Origin of the sequence: Nocardia sp. CA-290969 (genome assembly GCF_050936135.1) — a bacterium.
Classification (GTDB): domain Bacteria; phylum Actinomycetota; class Actinomycetes; order Mycobacteriales; family Mycobacteriaceae; genus Nocardia.
Window position 1 is genome coordinate 7,488,371 of record NZ_JBNJNJ010000001.1, and the last position, 17,901, is coordinate 7,506,271.

The following is a 17,901-nucleotide window of genomic DNA, read 5'->3' on the forward strand; positions in this document are numbered from 1 at the left end:
TCTTCGGCCATGTAGGGTCGGTCGGCGGAGAACCCGGTAGCGGGCAGTCGTGCTCGTCGGTGAGCAGTGTGACCACAAGCAGGAAGTGATGTAGGCATGACCCGAACGGCGCGCACCCGGCCCACCCGTACCCGGCGTCCCCGCGGGACCACCCTGCCCCAGCTCATGGCAACGGCTGTCGAGACCAACCCGACGGGTGTGGCGGTCGACTATGCGGATGCCTCCGGCAGCCTGGGCCGGCTCACCTACGCTGAGCTGGACGAACGCTCCAACCGGCTGGCCCGGTTGCTCATCGCGCGCGGTATCGGCCCGGAGGATCTGGTGGCGATCGGGATCACCCGCTCGATCGACTCGGTCGTCGCGATCTGGGCGGTGGCCAAGACCGGCGCCGGATACCTGCCGGTGGATCCGAACTATCCGATCGACCGCATCACATACATGGTCACCGATTCAGGCGCCGCCCTGGGCTTGACCGTGCAGGAATACGCCGCCGAGATGCCCGATGCGGTGGGGTGGCTCGTTGTCGACGAACCGGATTTCGTGGCCGGGCTCACCCGGTATCCGGCCGAACCGGTGTCCTTCGACGAGCGGGTGCAGCCGCTGCGCGTCGACCATCCGGCCTATGTCATCTACACCTCGGGTTCGACCGGTACCCCGAAGGGTGTCGTGGTCACCCATGCCGGATTGGCCGGGTTCTGCGCCGAACAGCGGGAACGCTTCCGGGCCGACACCACCTCCCGGACGATGCATTTCGTCTCCCTGTCCTTCGATGCCTCGCTGTTCGAGCTGCTGCTGGCGCTGGGTGCGGCGGCGACCATGGTCGTTGTCGCCCCCACCGTGTACGGCGGTGACGAACTCGCCGACCTGATGCGGCGGGAGCGGGTGACCCACGCCACTTTCACGCCGTCCGCGCTCGCCTCTGTCGATCCGGCGGGTCTGAACGATCTGCGGACGGTGGTCGTCGGTGGCGAAGCGTGCCCGCCGGAACTGGTGCGTCGCTGGGCCGGCACCCTGTCCGACGGCCGTTCCCGTGAGTTCTACAACGGCTACGGTCCGACCGAGACCACCATCGTGGTCAACATCACCGATCCACTGAAACCCGACGAACCGGTCACCATCGGCGCGCCGATCCGTGGCGTCACCGAATACGTGCTGGACGAACGGCTGGCGCCACTGCCCACCGGAGTCACGGGCGAACTGTATGTGGCCGGCGCCCAACTGGCCCGCGGCTACCGCGCCCGGCCCGGTCTGACCGCCGAACGTTTCGTGGCGAATCCCTTCGCCGAGGACGGTTCCCGCCTCTACCGCACCGGCGATCTGGTCCGCCGGCTGGCCGACGGTGCACTGGAGTACCTGGGCCGCAACGACTTCCAGGTTAAGGTCCGGGGTTTCCGGATCGAGCTGGGTGAGATCGACGCGGTACTGACCCAACACGAATCGGTGAGCTTCGCCGTCACCGTCGGCTACGAGCGCCCCGGCGGCACCATGCTGGCCGCCTACGTGTATCCGGCCGGCGGTGCCACCATCGATACCGAGGAACTGCTCGCGCTGGCTGCGCGCCGGATGCCGGCGCATATGGTTCCGGCGAGTATCACTGTGCTGGAGCAGATCCCGCTGACGCCCGTCGGAAAGCTCGACCGCCGCGCCCTGCCCGAACCGCAGCTGCGCACCAAGGTGTATCGCGAACCGGAGACGCCCTTGGAGAAGCAGGTCGCTGCCGTTTTCGCCGATCTGCTGCAGCCGGCGGACCCGGTCGGCGCCGACGACGATTTCTTCGAGCTCGGCGGTAATTCGCTGATCGCCACCCAGGTGGCGGCCCGGCTGGGCGCCGTCGTGGACGCGTCGATTCCGGCCCGCATGCTCTTCGAGGCCTCCACCGTCGCCGGATTCGCCGAACGGCTCGCCGAGATCGGGTCTTCGGGGGGTCGTAGGGCTCTGGTGGCGGGGCCGCGTCCCGAGCGGGTGCCGTTGTCGCTGGCGCAGCAGCGGATGTGGTTCTTGAACCGTTTCGACCAGGGTTCGGCGACGTACAACATTCCGCTGGCCATCCGGCTGTCGGGCGAGCTGGATGTGGACGCCTTGCGGCTGGCGGTCGCGGACCTGGTGGCGCGCCATGAGGTCCTGCGGACGGTGTACCCGGAAACGGAGTCCGGCCCGGTGCAGGTGGTATTGCCGGCCGGGGATGCGGCGCCGCGGCTGGAGGTGGGGTCGGTGGCGGCCGGAGAGGTGATCCCGGCGGTCGCGGAGTTGATTTCGGGCGGTTTCGATGTGACGTCCGAGGTGCCGTTGCGGGCGGCGTTGTTCACGGTGCACGACGCATCCGGTGCGGAAGGTCCGGCGGGGGAGTTCGTGCTGGCGGTGGTCGTGCACCATATCGCGGCGGATGGTGCGTCGGTGGGCCCGCTGACGCGGGATCTGATGACCGCGTACGCGGCGCGTGCGACGGGCGAAGCGCCGGCGTGGACGCCGTTGCCGGTGCAGTATGCCGATTACAGCATCTGGCAGCGCGAGGTGCTGGGGGACGAGTCCGATCCGGAGTCGTTGGCGGCGGGCCAGATCGAGTATTGGCGGTCGGCATTGGCCGGGATACCCGATCAGCTGGATCTGCCGATGGACCGTTCGCGTCCGGCCGTGCAATCGTTTGCGGGCGGCCGGGTCGAGGTGTGGATCGACGCGGAGGTCCATGCCGGATTGCTGCGGCTGGCCAAGCAGCAGCACGCGACTCTGTTCATGGTGGTGCATTCGGCGCTGGCGGTACTGCTGTCGCGGTTGTCGGGTAGCGATGACATCACCGTGGGCACACCGGTGGCGGGTCGTGGCGAGCAGGCGCTCGACGATGTGATCGGTATGTTCGTGAACACGCTGGTACTGCGCACCGAACTCGATCGGGGTGAATCGTTCGCGGATCTGCTGGCGCGGCAGCGGGAGATCGATATCGCGGCCTACGAGCATGCGGATGTGCCGTTCGAGCGGCTGGTCGAGGTGTTGAACCCGGCCCGGTCGCAGGCGCGGCATCCGCTGTTCCAGGTGGGATTGTCGTTCCAGAACCTGGCGCAGTCGAGCTTGGAGTTGCCGGGTTTGACGGTCTCGGGCGTCGATTTCGATACCGAGATCTCGCAGTTCGATCTGAATGTGATCCTGGGCGACAACTACGACGAGGCCGGCACGGCGGCGGGTGTAGCAGGGTATTTCACCTATGCCACCGCGCTGTTCGACCAGGGTACGGTCCAGGGATTCGTGGACCGTTTCGTGCGGTTGCTGCACGAGATCGTCAGCGACTCCGCCCGGCCGGTGGGTGATCTCGAGATTCTCGCTCCAATCGAGCGGACGCGGGTGCTGGCGGAGTGGAATGCCACGGAGCACGCGCTGCCGGAGGGTCTGCTGCTGGACGGGTTCCAGCGTGCGGCGGCCGAATTCCCGGATCGGGTGGCGGTGTCGTTCGAGGGCACCGAGCTGACGTATGCGGAGTTTTCGGCTCGGGTGAATCGTCTGGCGCGGTTGTTGATTGCGCAGGGTGTGGGTCCGGAGTCGCTGGTCGGTTTGCTGGTGTCGCGGTCGGTGGACCTGGTGGTCGGCATGTATGCGGTGGTGGCGGCCGGTGGTGCGTATGTGCCGTTGGATCCGGCGCATCCGGCCGAGCGGATCGGCTACATCCTCGATACGGCGCAACCGGTGTGCCTGCTGTCGACCACGGCCGATGTACAGGCGGTCGGCACCGGGGACGCGCGGGCGGTCGGCGGGGGCGACCTGTCGGCTGATGGCAGCGCGGGTGTGGTTGCCGGCCGGGTAGGCGAGATCGCGGGTGTCCGGGTGCTGGCTCTGGACACTGTCGATACCAGCGGTTTCGATGCTTCGCCGGTGACCGATGCCGATCGGTTGGCGCCGGTGCGGTCGTCGAATACGGCGTATGTGATTTTCACGTCGGGTTCGACGGGTCGTCCGAAGGGTGTGGCAATGCCGCATTCGGCGATCGGTAATCAGGTCGCGTGGATGCTGGCGCAGTACCCGATGGGTGCCGAGGACGTCTACTTGCAGAAGACCGCGACGACGTTCGACGTGTCGTTGTGGGGTTACTTCCTGCCCTTGGCGGCGGGTGCGCGGTTGGTTGTCGCGACCCCGGACGGTCATCGTGATCCGGCGTATCTGGCTCGGGTTATCGCGGAACAGAACGTGACGGTGACGGATTTCGTGCCGTCGATGTTGACGGTGTTCGCCGCACACACGGCTGCGGGGTCGATCCCGTCGCTCGAGCATGTGTTCGTGATCGGTGAGGCGTTGCCGCCGGAGACGGTGACGGCGATGCACGCGATCTCTGATGCTGCGGTGCACAACCTTTACGGCCCGACCGAGGCCGCGGTGTCGATCACCTACTGGCAGGCCACCGGGACGGAAACCGGCAGTGTGCCGATCGGTGTGCCGCAGTGGAATTCGCGGGTTTACGTGTTGGATTCGCGGTTGAGCCCGGTGCCCGAGGGTGTGACCGGTGAGTTGTATCTGGCGGGTGATCAGCTGGCGCGCGGTTATGTGACGCGCCCGGATCTGAGTTCGGATCGGTTCGTGGCGAGCCCGTTCGATCCGGGCGCTCGGATGTACCGCACGGGCGACCTCGTGCGCTGGACGCGGACCGGCACCGGGACCGAGGCAGCCGGGACCGCTGCGGATTCGCGGCCGGTGCTGGAGTATCTGGGTCGTACCGATTTCCAGGTGAAGTTCCGTGGTCAGCGCATCGAACTCGGGGAGATCGAATCCGCGTTCCTGGCGCAGCCGCAGGTGAGCCAGGCCGTGGTCACGATCGCGACCTCTCAGCTGGGTGAGCAGCTGGTGGCCTATGTGGTGCCCGCTCCGGGAGCCGAGATCGTTTCGGATGTCCTGCTGGAGTCGGTGCGTGCGGTCCTGCCCACTTATATGGTTCCGGCGGCGGTGGTCGAACTCGATGCCTTCCCGTTGAATACGTCGGGGAAGCTGGATCGTAAGGCATTGCCGGAGCCGGTGTTCCAGGCACGGGACTTCCGGGCCCCCGCGACGCCGATCGAGGAGATCGTGGCCGGGGTGTTCGCCGATGTCCTCGGTGTGGGCCGGGTCGGCGCGGACGACGATTTCTTCGCCCTCGGTGGCAACTCGCTGATCGCGACGCAGGTCGCGGCGCGGCTGGGTGCGGTATTGGATGCGCAGGTACCGGTGCGGGTGCTGTTCGAGGCGTCGACCGTTACCGCGTTGGCGGCGCGGATTCAGGAGCAGGCCGGGACCGGTGGGCGTAAGCCGCTGGTGCCGCAGCCGCGTCCGGAGCGGGTGCCGTTGTCGCCGGCGCAGCAGCGGATGTGGTTCCTGAATCGTTTCGACCAGCAGTCGGCGGCGTACAACCTGCCGTTCGCGATTCGTCTCTCGGGTGCTCTCGATGTGGATGCGTTACGGGCGGCTGTCGCCGACGTCGTCGCGCGGCACGAGGTATTGCGAACGGTGTATCCGGAGACCGAGTCGGGTCCGGTGCAGGTTGTGCTGGGGGCCGGGCAGGCGGTGCCGCGGCTACAGGTGCGGTCGGTGGCCGCCGACGGAGTCGCGGCGGCGGTGTCGGAGCTGGCCGCGACCGGTTTCGATGTCACGGCCGAAGTGCCGCTGCGGGTGACCCTGTTCCGGATGAGCGACGACGTGCCCGGTGGAGCCGGTTCGGACGATGTCGTCGCGCGCAACACCGCGGTAGTCGCTGGCTCCGGTGAGTTCGTGCTGGCGATAGTCGTGCACCATATCGCCGGCGACGGTTCGTCGGTGGGGCCGTTGGTCCGTGACGTGATGATGGCCTATGCGGCCCGTTCCGCGGGTGAGGCGCCGGGGTGGACGCCGTTGCCGGTGCAATATGCCGACTACGCGTTGTGGCAGCGGGAACTGCTGGGTGACGAATCCGATCCGGATTCCGTGGCGGCGGAGCAGATCGCGTATTGGCGGTCGACGCTGGCGGGGGCGCCGGATCAGTTGGATCTGCCCGCTGATCGGCCGCGGCCCGCGGTGCAGTCGTTTGCCGGTGGGCGGGTCGAGGTGCGCATCGATGCCGGGATCCACGCCGGTTTGCTGCGGTTGGCGCAAGCGCAGGGTGCGACCTTGTTCATGGTGGTGCATTCGGCGTTGGCGGTGTTGTTGTCGCGCTTGTCGGGCACGGACGACATCACGGTGGGCACGCCGGTGGCGGGTCGCGGTGAGCAGGCGCTCGACGATCTGATCGGTATGTTCGTCAACACTTTGGTGTTCCGCACCCGGCTGGACCGTGGTGAGGCGTTCACGGATCTGCTGGCGCGGCAGCGGGAGGCGGATATCCAGGCGTTCGCGCATGCGGACGTGCCGTTCGAGCGGCTGGTCGAGGTGCTGAACCCGGCGCGGTCGCAGGCGCGGCATCCGCTGTTCCAGGTGGGGTTGTCGTTCCAGAACCTGGCGCAGTCGAGTTTGGAGTTGCCGGGTCTGACGGTGTCGAGCGTCGACTTCGATATCGATATCTCGCAGTTCGACCTCCATCTGATCGTCGGAGACAGCTACGACGAGACAGGCGGCGCCCGGGGAGTATCCGGGTTTCTGACCTATGCCACCGACCTGTTCGACCGGGAGACGGTGAACGGCTTCGTGGATCGGTTCGTGCGCTTGCTGCACGAGATCGTGGCGGATCCGTCGGTGCCGGTGGGGGATCTGGAAATCCTGGCACCGGCCGAGCGGACGCAGCTGACGGACCGCAATTCGACCGACCGGAAGCTGGATACGTCGGCGACATTGGTGTCGTTGCTGGATGCCGCGGTAGCCCGGGATCCGGGTGCGGTGGCGTTGGTGGCTGCCGATGGGGAGCAGATCGGGTATGCCGAGTTGGGGGCGCGGGTCAACCGGCTGGCGCGGTTCCTGATCGCTGCCGGCGTCGGTCCGGAGGCGCGGGTCGGGCTGGCTTTGCGGCGGTCGGTGGATCTGGTGGTCGCAATGTATGCGGTGGCCGCCGCGGGTGGTGTGTATGTGCCGGTCGACCCGGATCAGCCCGCCGAGCGCAGCGGCAATATTCTCGATACCGCGGCACCACTCTGTGTACTCACCACGTCCGCGACCGGGTTCACCGCGGACATCGGTGTCCCACTGGTCATGCTCGACGACCTGGACCTCGCGGCCTTCGACGGCTCGCCGGTATCGGATGCCGAGCGGGTGGCGCCGTTGCGTGCGTCGAATACGGCGTATGTGATCTTCACGTCCGGATCCACCGGGCGGCCGAAAGGTGTGGCGGTGCCGCATGCGGCGGTGGTGAACCAGTTGCGTTACATCACTGCCGAATTCGCGATGCACGCCGCAGACGCGATCTTGCTGAAGACGGCCGCGACATTCGACCTGTCGGTGTGGGAGTTCTGGGCCGCGGCGGTATGTGGTGGCCGGATGGTCATCGCGAGCCCGGAGGGCCATCGGGATCCGGCTCATCTCAACGCCTTGATGGCGCGCACGGGCGTGACCACGTTGACGGTGGTGCCGTCGATGCTCGATGCCCTGCTGCTGGCCGCCGATGAGGGCGTGCCCGCTTCGCTGCGGCGGGTGCTGGCCATCGGTGAGGCGTTGCCCGCGGCGACCGCGCAGCGGATGCTCACCGACCACCCGGGCATCGAGTTGTTCAACCTGTACGGTCCGACCGAGGCGGCGGTGTCGATCACGACGCATCGGGTGAGTACGGCCGATCAGGTGTCGGTGCCGATCGGTGTGCCGCAGTGGAATTCGCGGGTGTATGTGCTCGACGGTCGTTTGCGGCCGGTGCCCGATGGTGTGTCCGGTGAGTTGTATCTGGCGGGCGCGCAGCTCGCTCACGGGTACTTCGGTCGCCCGGACCTGAGCGCGGACCGGTTTGTCGCCGATCCGTTCACCCCGGGTGCGCGGATGTATCGCACCGGTGACTTGGTGGCCTGGAACCGCAACGGTGAGTTGGAATATCGGGGTCGTACCGACTTCCAGGTCAAGATTCGTGGTTTCCGTATCGAGCTGGGTGAGATCGAGGCCGCGCTGCTGGCGTTGCCGGAGATCGCGCACGCCGCGGTGGTGGCCACTTCGGATCCGCGGACCGGTGACCGGCTGGTCGGCTATGTCGTTCCGGCGGCACCCGCCGCGGCGTCCGCCGGTGCTGATTCGGGTCGCACCGGTGTCCGAGGCGGTGCCGGTTTGAATCCGGCCCGTATCCAGTCGGAACTGGCGCGGCGGTTGCCGTCGTACATGGTGCCGGGGGCGTTCGTCGAACTGGATGCGTTGCCGTTGACCGTGAACGGCAAGTTGGATCGTAAGGCGTTGCCGGAGCCGGTGTTCGAGACGCGGGAGTTCCGTGCGCCGTCGACTCCGATCGAGGAGATCGTGGCGGGTACTTTCGCCGGGCTTCTCGGTGTGCAGCGGGTCGGTGCGGACGACGATTTCTTCGCTTTGGGTGGTAATTCCCTGGTCGCGACACAGGTGGCGGCCCGGCTGAGCAAGGCTTTGGATACGACGGTTCCGGTGCGGGCGTTGTTCGAGGCGCCGACTGTGGCGGGTTTGGCCGTTCGGGTGGAGCGGCATGCGGGTTCGGGCGGGCGTGCGGAGCTGGTGCCGCAGCCGCGTCCGGAGCGGGTGCCGCTCTCGTTGGCGCAGCAGCGGATGTGGTTCCTCAACCGCTTCGATGGGCAGTCCGCTGTGTACAGCGTCCCGATCGCGGTGCGACTGTCCGGTTCCCTGGATGTGGATGCCCTGCGGGCCGCGATCGGTGATCTGGTCGATCGGCACGAGATCCTGCGCACCTACTACCCGGAGACCGAGCAGGGCCCGGTCCAGGTGATCCTGCCGGCCTCGGGTGCGGTGCCGGAGCTGACGGTGCGATCGGTGGCCGCCGAGGCGCTGGAATCGGCTGTGCTGGAACTCGTGTCCGGATCCTTCGACGTCACCACCGAGGTGCCGTGGCGGGTGGCGTTGTTCGCGGTCGATGGCGCGGTCGACGAGTTCGTGCTGGCGATGGTGGTGCACCATATCGCCGGTGACGGTTCGTCGGTGGCGCCGTTGACGCGCGATCTGATGACCGCGTACGCGGCGCGGGCCGCGGGGGAGGCGCCGGGTTGGGCGCCGCTGCGGGTGCAGTACGCGGACTTCGCGTTGTGGCAGCGGGCGCTGCTGGGCGATGAGAAAGACCCGGAATCGCTGGCCGCCGAGCAGGTCTCGTATTGGCAGTCGCGGTTGGCGGGTATTCCGGATCAGCTGGATCTGCCGGCGGATCGTCCGCGTCCGGCAGTGCAGTCGTTCGCCGGTGGCCGGGTGGAGATCGGTATCGATGCCGGGGTCCATGCCGGGTTGCAGCGGCTCGCGCAGCAGCAGGGCGCGACCTTGTTCATGGTTGTGCATTCCGCGCTGGCGGTACTGCTGGCGCGGTTGTCGGGTTCCGCGGACATCACCATCGGTACGCCGGTGGCGGGTCGTGGTGAGCAGGCGTTGGATGATCTGATCGGTATGTTCGTGAACACCTTGGTGTTCCGGACCGAGCTGGATCGCGGGGAGTCGTTCACCGATCTGCTGGCTCGTCAGCGGCAGGTGGATATCGAGGCGTTCGCGAACGCGGATGTGCCGTTCGAACGCTTGGTCGTGGTCTTGAATCCGGCGCGTTCGACCGCGCGGCATCCGCTGTTCCAGGTGGGGCTGACGTTCCAGAACCTGGCGATGTCGAATCTGGAACTGCCCGGTCTCACGGTTTCCGGTGTCGATATCGACACCGCGACCTCCCAATACGACCTGCACTTCATAGTCGGCGACCGCTACGACGCCACCGGTGCCCCGAACGGTCTGGCCGGCTATCTGACCTATGCCAGTGATCTGTTCGAGCAGGCCACGGCGCAAGGATTCGTGGATCGTTTCCTGCGCTTGCTGGGTGAGATCGTGGAGAGCCCGGCCGCGCCGGTAGGCGATTTGGAAATCCTCGCCCCGGCCGAGCGGACTCGGGTGCTGGATCAGTGGAATGCCACCGATCGCCCGGTGCATCCGCAATTTCTGCTGGACGGTTTCACCCGGGCAGCAGCGGCGTTCCCGGATCGGGTCGCGCTCGTTTTCGAGGGCGAAGAGCTGACCTATGCGGAGTTCGACGCGCGGGTCAACCGGTTGGCGCGCCTGCTGATCGCCGAGGGTGTGGGCCCGGAATCACTGGTGGGCTTGGCGGTGCGGCGGTCGCTGGATCTGGTGGTCGGGATGTATGCGATCGTGACCGCGGGTGGTGCGTATGTGCCGTTGGACCCGGATCATCCGGCCGAGCGGATCGGGTACGTGCTGGATACCGCGGCACCGGTCTGCGTGCTGACCACCACCACCGACGCGGTCCCCGTGCCCGCCGGCACGCCGGTCCTGCACCTGGACACCGTCGATACGACCGCGTTCGACAGCAGCCCGGTTCAGCCGGCGGAACTGCGTGCCCCGCTGCGTCCGGAGAATCCGGCGTATGTGATCTTCACCTCGGGTTCGACGGGCCGCCCGAAGGGTGTGGCCGTCTCGCACGGTGCGATCGTCAACCGTCTGGTGTGGATGCAGTCGGAGTACGGGCTCGAACCCGCTGATGCGATTCTGCAGAAGACGCCCGCGACGTTCGACGTCTCGGTGTGGGAGTTCTTCTGGCCCTTGCAGATCGGTGCCCGGCTTGTCGTCGCGCGGCCGGATGGTCATCGTGATCCCGCCTACCTGGCGGAGGTCATCGATGCCGAGCGGGTGACGGTGGCGCACTTCGTCCCATCCATGTTGAGTGCGTTCGTCGGTTCACTCGCCGATCCTGCCTCCGACACCGCCACCGACTCGTGCAACTCGCTGCGCATGGTGTTCTCCTCGGGGGAGGCGTTGCCGCCGAAACCGGCGCAGCGGTTGCGTGAGTTGACCGGTACCGCGGTGCACAATCTGTATGGTCCGACCGAGGCGGCGGTCGATGTGACTTATCACGAAGTGACCGATGCGGATACGGCGATCGTGCCGATCGGTGCGCCGGTGTTCAACACTCGGGTGTATGTGCTGGACGGCCGGTTGCGGCCGGTGCCGGTGGGTGTCGCGGGTGAGCTGTATCTGTCGGGTGTCCAGCTGGCGCGCGGCTATGTGGCGCGGCCGGATCTGAGCGCGGATCGTTTCGTCGCGAACCCGTATCACGCGGGTGAACGGATGTATCGCACCGGTGACCTGGTGCGCTGGAACTCCGTGGGTGAGCTGGAGTATCTGGGTCGCACGGACTTCCAGGTGAAACTGCGCGGCCTGCGGATCGAACTCGGTGAGATCGAAGCCGCGCTGACGGGTATGGACGAGATCGCGCAGGCAGTTGTGGTGCTGCGCGGCGATACCCCCGCCGGTGACCAGCTGGTGGGTTACGTGGTCCCGGCCGCGGGTGCGGTGATCGACACCGATGCGCTGCGTACCGATCTGGCGGGCCGGTTGCCGTCGTACATGGTGCCGGAGGCGTGGGTGCTGCTCGATGCGCTACCGCTGAACACCAGTGGCAAGCTGGATCGTAAAGCCCTGCCCGCACCTGCCTTCGAGACGCGCGCTTTCCGCGCGCCGGCGACACCGGTGGAGCAGATCGTGGCCGAGGTGTTCGCCGAGGTGCTCGGCGTGGAGCGGGTCGGCATGGACGATTCGTTCTTCGCGCTCGGCGGTGACAGCATTCTGTCGATCCAGCTGGTGTCCAGGGCCCGGACACACGGAGTCCTGTTCTCCCCCCGGGATGTGTTCGAAAACCGGACCGTCGCCGCGCTCGCCGCAGTCGCCACCCTCGGTGATGCGGACGAGCAGCGGTTGGCCGAACTTCCCGGTGGTGGGGTCGGCGAGATGCCGATGCTGCCGTTCATGTCGCAGATCCTCGGTGAAGGCCGGCCGTACGGTCGTTTCGCCCAGCAGATGACGTTGCGCCTGCCGGTCGATATCGATCGCGAAACACTGGTCGCGACACTGTCTGCCGTGTTCGATCATCACGACGCCCTGCGCGCCCGGCTACGGCATCAGGACGGCGCCCCGGTGTTCGAGGTGCTTGCCCCCGGTGCGATCGATATCGGCGCTCTGCTCCACAAGGTGGAACTCGACGACGCGATCGACGACGCCGAACTTTCCCGGATAGCCTCGGCCGAATCGGACTCCGCGCTGGGACGTTTGGACCCCGCTGCCCCGGCGATGGCGCAGTTCGTCTGGTTCTCTTTCCGTGGTGAGCGGCGTGATGTGCTGTTGTTCGCGGCGCATCACTTCGTGATCGACGGTGTGTCGTGGCGGGTGATCATCCCGGACCTGGCGCTGGCCTGGTCGCAGCTCGCCGCCGGTGAACCGGTGGTCCTGCCCCCGGTGGGTACCTCGCTGCGGCGGTGGGCGCACGGCCTGGCCGAGGCCGCCGTCACCTCGGAACGTGCCGCGGAACTGCCGTACTGGCAGCACGTCGCGTCCACTCCGGACCCGGCTCTGGGTAGTCGGCCGTTCGACCCGGTGGTCGATACCCGCGCGACGGTCGAACGGTTCGAGATCAGCCTGCCCGCCGAGGTCACCGAGGCGGTGCTGACCACCGTGGGTGCCCGCTACCACGGCGGCCCCAACGACGCTTTGTTGTCCGCGCTGGTGCTGGCGATCGCTCGCTGGCGGGACGCCGGCTCGTCTGCGGCCGCGCTGGTGAAGCTCGAGGGGCACGGCCGTGAGGAGGCCGTGGTGCCCGGTGCTGATCTGTCCCGCACTGTCGGGTGGTTCACGGCCGTGTACCCGATCCGGTTGGAATTGCCGGGAATCGATATCGACGCGGCGTTCGCCGGTGGCGATGATCTCGGTGCGTTGGTGAAAGCGGTGAAGGAGCAGTTGCTCGCGGCTCCGGACAAGGGTCTCGGCTACGGAATGCTCCGCCACCTCAACCCCGAAGCGGAAAGCCTGCTACCCGAACGTATTCCGGGCCAGATCGGGTTCAACTATCTGGGCCGGGTCTCGTCCGGGGAGGTTCCGGCCGAGATGGCCGACCTCGGCTGGATGCCCACCGGGGATCTGGGGCCGGTGTCGGCCGATATCGACGGCGATATGCCCGCCCACGCGGCGCTGGACATCAACGCCATCGTCACGTCCGGGGCCGAGGGGCCGGTGTTGAACGCGTCCTTCGCGTATGTCACGGGGCTGTTCACCGAGGAGAAGGTGCGCGAGTTCGCGGACCTGTGGGTCGCCGCGCTCACCGCACTCGCGGAACATGTTCGCCGGCCGGAAGCGGGTGGCTTCACGCCGTCGGATATGCCGCTGGTGCGGGTCGCGCAGACCGATATCGAACAGTGGGAACGAAATTATCCGGAGCTGACCGAGGTCTGGCCGCTGTCGCCGCTGCAGTCGGGGCTGTTGTTCCACGCGCAGCTCGTGCGCGATAGCCACGACGTCTACACCATGCAGTCGTCGGTCGATCTGGCCGGCCGGGTGGATCCGGTTCGGCTGCGGCGGGCCGCGGAGAAACTGGTCGAGCGCTACCCGAACCTGCGGACCGCGTTCGTCGCGGACGCCGAGGGGCAGTGGGTGCAGGTGGTCTGCGACACCGTGCGGGTGCCGTGGCGCGATATCGACCTGCGGGCTCTGCCGGAGCACGAACGCGCGGATGAACTGGCGCGGCTGCTGGCCGCGGACCGGGCACAGCACTTCGATATGTCGGTTCCGCCGCTGATCCGGTTCCACCTCGCCCGCTGGACCGACGACTCCTGGCAGTTGGCGATCACGACCCATCACATTCTGGTGGACGGCTGGTCGATGCCGCTGCTGATGCGGGATCTGCTCATGCTGTACGCGCTGCATGGCGACACCTCTGCGCTCCCGCGGGCGGCGTCCTACCGCACCTTCCTGTCCTGGCTGGCGGGCCGCGACCGGGCCGCATCCGAGCAGGCGTGGCGCGATGCCCTGGCCGGATTCAGCGAACCGTCGCTGCTGGTCGCCGAGCCGGTGGCGGAGCAAACCTACGAGATGGGTACCTTCGTCGCCGAGATCGGCGCCGATCGCACGCAGGATCTCGCCGCGCGTGCCGCCGGTCTCGGGATCACCATGAACACCCTGTTGCAGGCGGCGTGGGGTGTGTTGCTGGGTTGGATGACCGGCCGCGACGATGTGGTGTTCGGTGCCACGGTCTCCGGTCGTCCGGCGGAGCTGCCCGGGATCGAATCCATGGTCGGTTTGTTCATCAATACCCTGCCGGTGCGGGTGCGGGTCGATCATCGGGCGAGTACCGATGCGCTGCTGACCGGGTTGCAGCGCGAGCAAGCTGCTCTGCTGGAACATCACTACCTGGGTTTGACCGATATTCAGCGGGCCGCCGGGACCGCGGTGCGGTTCGACAGTTTGTTCGTCTTCGAGTCCTATCCCACCGATGCGGCCGCGGTCGCGGCTGCCGGTGATATCGACGGCCTGTCGGTTACCGGGGTGGGGACCAGCGATAACAGCCACTACCCACTCACTCTGGTGGTGACGGCCGAGAACACGGTGCGGATCGTGTTGAAGTATTTGACGAGCAGTTTCGACGCGGCGGCGGTGGAGACGCTGGCCGCGCGGCTGTTGCGGGTGGTCGACCACTTGATCGACGGGTCGGACCGGCCGGTCGGGGACGCCGAGTTGCTGAGCCCTGCCGAGCGTGCGGAATTGGCGTCGCGTTCGGGTGGTCCGGCGGTGCCGGCGCGGACATTGCCGGAGTTGCTGGCGGATGCGGTGGCGGTGGACCGGTCGGCACCGGCGGTGGTGTTCGAGGGTCGCCGGTATTCCTATGGTGAGTTCGACGAGCGTTCGAATCGTCTTGCCCGCGCACTGATTGCGCGTGGTTTGGGTGCTGAGGATTTGGTGGCTGTGGCGGTGCCGCGGTCGGCGGATTCGGTGCTGGCCGAGTGGGCGGTGTCGAAGTCGGGTGCGGCGTTCCTGCCGATCGATCCGACGTATCCGAGGGATCGGATTGCGCATATGTTGGCCGATTCGGGTGCGCCGGTGGGTATCACGGTGTCCGCGGTGCGCGATGATCTGCCGGATACGGTGTGCTGGCTGGTGCTCGACGAGCTGATTCTCGATTCGTATTCTGCCGAGCCGATCACCGCCGCGGACCGGGTGCGGGCGCTGACCCCGGCGAATACCGCGTATGTCATCTACACCTCCGGTTCGACGGGTGTGCCCAAGGGCGTGGTGGTTACGCATGCGGGTCTGGCGAATTTCAGTGCCGAGCAGGTCGAGCGTTATGGGCTGACCCCGGATTCGCGGGCGCTGGCGTTCGCGTCGCCGTCGTTCGATGCTTCGATGCTGGAGTTCTTGCTGGCGGTGGGTTCGGCGGGCGCGTTGATCGTGGTGCCGACCGGGAACTACGGCGGCGCCGAACTGGGGGAACTGATCGCCCGGGAAGGTGTCACGGTCGGGTTCCTCACGCCGTCGGTGCTGGCCTCGCTGGATCCGGCCGATCTGGCCCGTGTGCGGGTGATCATCGCCGGCGGTGAACCCCTCACAGCGGATATGGCGGGCAAGTGGTCCACCGCACCCGCGATCGAGCGGGAGCGGCCCGTGGGTGACGAACGCGGTGCGCAGATCCGGGTGGGGGGCGACGAGACCTTCCGCGGCCTGCCGCAACCGGCCGGGGTCCACGCGCCCGGACAGATCGACCGACGACTGCAGGGTGCGGTCGAGCGGCGCCCGGACCAGGTGGAACGCCGGCTGCACAATGCGTACGGTCCGACCGAGGCGACCATCGCCACGAATATCAGCGGGCGGTTGCGTCCGGGTGATCCGGTGACGATCGGTGGTCCGGTGCGGGGGATGCGTGCGCTGGTACTCGACGACCGGCTCCGTCCGGTGCCCGAGGGTGCCGCCGGGGAACTGTACGTCGGCGGTATTCAGCTGGCCCGTGGCTATCACGCCCGAGCCGGTCTGACCGCCGGGCGTTTCGTGGCCGACCCCTACGGTGAGCCGGGTGCCCGGTTGTATCGCACGGGTGATGTGGTGCGTTGGCGTCGTGATGCCGCGGGTGATCCTGCGGTGGAGTATGTGGGCCGTAACGATTTCCAGGTGAAGGTGCGCGGTTTCCGGATCGAACTGGGCGAGATCGACGCCGCGCTCACCGCCGCCGATTCCGTCGACTTCTCCGTGACCTATGGTCACGAGCGGGCCGCCGGTGGTCACGAGCGGTCTCCGGGTGCGGTGTCGCTGGTGTCGTATGTGGTGCCCGCGCCGGGGCATTCGATCGATCCGGCCGAGTTGCGTGAGTTCGTCGGGCAGCGGTTGCCGTCGTATATGGTGCCGTCGTCGGTCATGGTGCTCGACGCGATCCCACTCACCCCGGCCGGGAAGCTGGACCACCGGGCACTCCCGGAACCGGTGTTCGCCGGTGACGCAGAATTCCGCGCCCCGCGCAGCCCGCTGGAACACACCGTCGCCGGTATCTACGCCGACGTACTGGGTGTAGATCGGGTCGGCGTGGACGATTCGTTCTTCGAACTCGGCGGCAACTCGCTGCTCGCGACCCGGGTCGCGGCCCGGCTCGGCGCAGTGACCGGGATCGATGTCAGTGTGCAGTGGTTGTTCACCGACGCGACCGTCGGCGGTCTCGCTGCCCGGCTCGCCGAACCGGCCGAAGCGGACGCACTGGCCGCGGCGGCGTTGCAGGTCGTACTGCCCATCCGGGAAACCGGTTCGGCGACACCGATTTTCGCCATCCACGCCCGGGACGGTTTGGCGTGGAGTTTCGCTTCGCTGGTTCCGATGTTGCCGGAGGATCAGCCGCTCTACGGTATTCAGTCGCCGGCCTACTCAGAGGACGACTACGCCCCGGAATCACTGCGTGAGATCGCGGACCGCTACTTGTCGGAGATCCGGCGCATCCAGCCCGAGGGTCCGTATCGTCTGCTCGGCTGGTCCCTGGGCGGGGTCGTGGCCCATACCGTGGCCACCGAATTGCAGGCGGCGGGTGAGCGGGTCGAATTGCTCGCGATGCTGGACAGCCACCCCGGTATCGATGCCGACATCTACGAGTCCGCCCTGCGCACCGCACTCGTGGAACAAGGGATACGCACCGAAGACACCGACCGCGGCAGTGTCGGCGACCTCGGTGACGCGGAACTGGCCCGCCTGCACGAGCTGATCCCCGCGGAGTTGCTGCGTCTCCCGGCCGAACGGCTGCGCGCGGTGTTCCGCACCGTGGCACGGTCGGCGGAACTGCTCGCCGATCACGAGCCCGGGGTTTACCAGGGCGTCGTCGATTTCTTCCGCGCCGCGATCCCCACGCCCGGTGCGGAGCAGGAAGATCCCCGGGCCGATCATTGGCGGCCGTATGTGGCGGGTGAGGTCGCCGAATACGAGGTCCCGGCCATGCACGAGGAGATGACGTCCGCCGAGGCCTTCACCGTCATCGCTCCGCACCTGCTGGCACGACTCGGGGATGCCTCCGGCGAACTGGACTGACGGAATGTAGTCCCGACCAGGTGCCGGTGAGGTCCGGAAAGCGGCGATCGACAGGTCGCCGTAATACCGATCGGCGTCTCGGCGATAGCCGGCCGCCGGGCAGCCGGCCCGGCGCGCCACGACTGTCCGGATGGGGTTCGATCCGGTGTTCATCCGGGCCGCATCCACCTGCCCTCCGGCGCGGCTCGGCGCCGGGCGGCAAGCGCCGCTGACCAGGGCGATTCCGCCGGTGGTAACAGATGGCGCTGCCGGGGCCATGTAATGATGGACGACGGCGATTCCGGCGGCGGTCGACCGTGCCCTGAACCAGGGCAGACCAGTACTCGCACCGTGCGCCGGCGGCGGGTGCAGGACCGGCGGAAGCGGACAAGGCAGGCAAGGCAGGTTGATGGTTTCGGTTGTCGGTGAGCAGTGTGACTACCACCAGGAAGTGAAACAGGCATGACCCGAACGGCCCGCACCCGCCCGGCTCGCACCCGTCGCCCCCGCAGCACCACCCTGCCCCAGCTCATGGCG

The 17,901-nt window shown here is 67.5% G+C and carries 1 pseudogene; it reads left to right on the forward strand.

Annotation, left to right across the window (positions count from 1 at the left end):
• Positions 1 to 150: 150 nt before the first annotated feature.
• A pseudogene (locus tag ACQEVO_RS34220) lies at positions 151 to 17,385 on the forward strand (non-ribosomal peptide synthase/polyketide synthase); the annotation flags it as partial.
• Between the last annotated feature and the right edge of the window lie 516 nt (positions 17,386 to 17,901).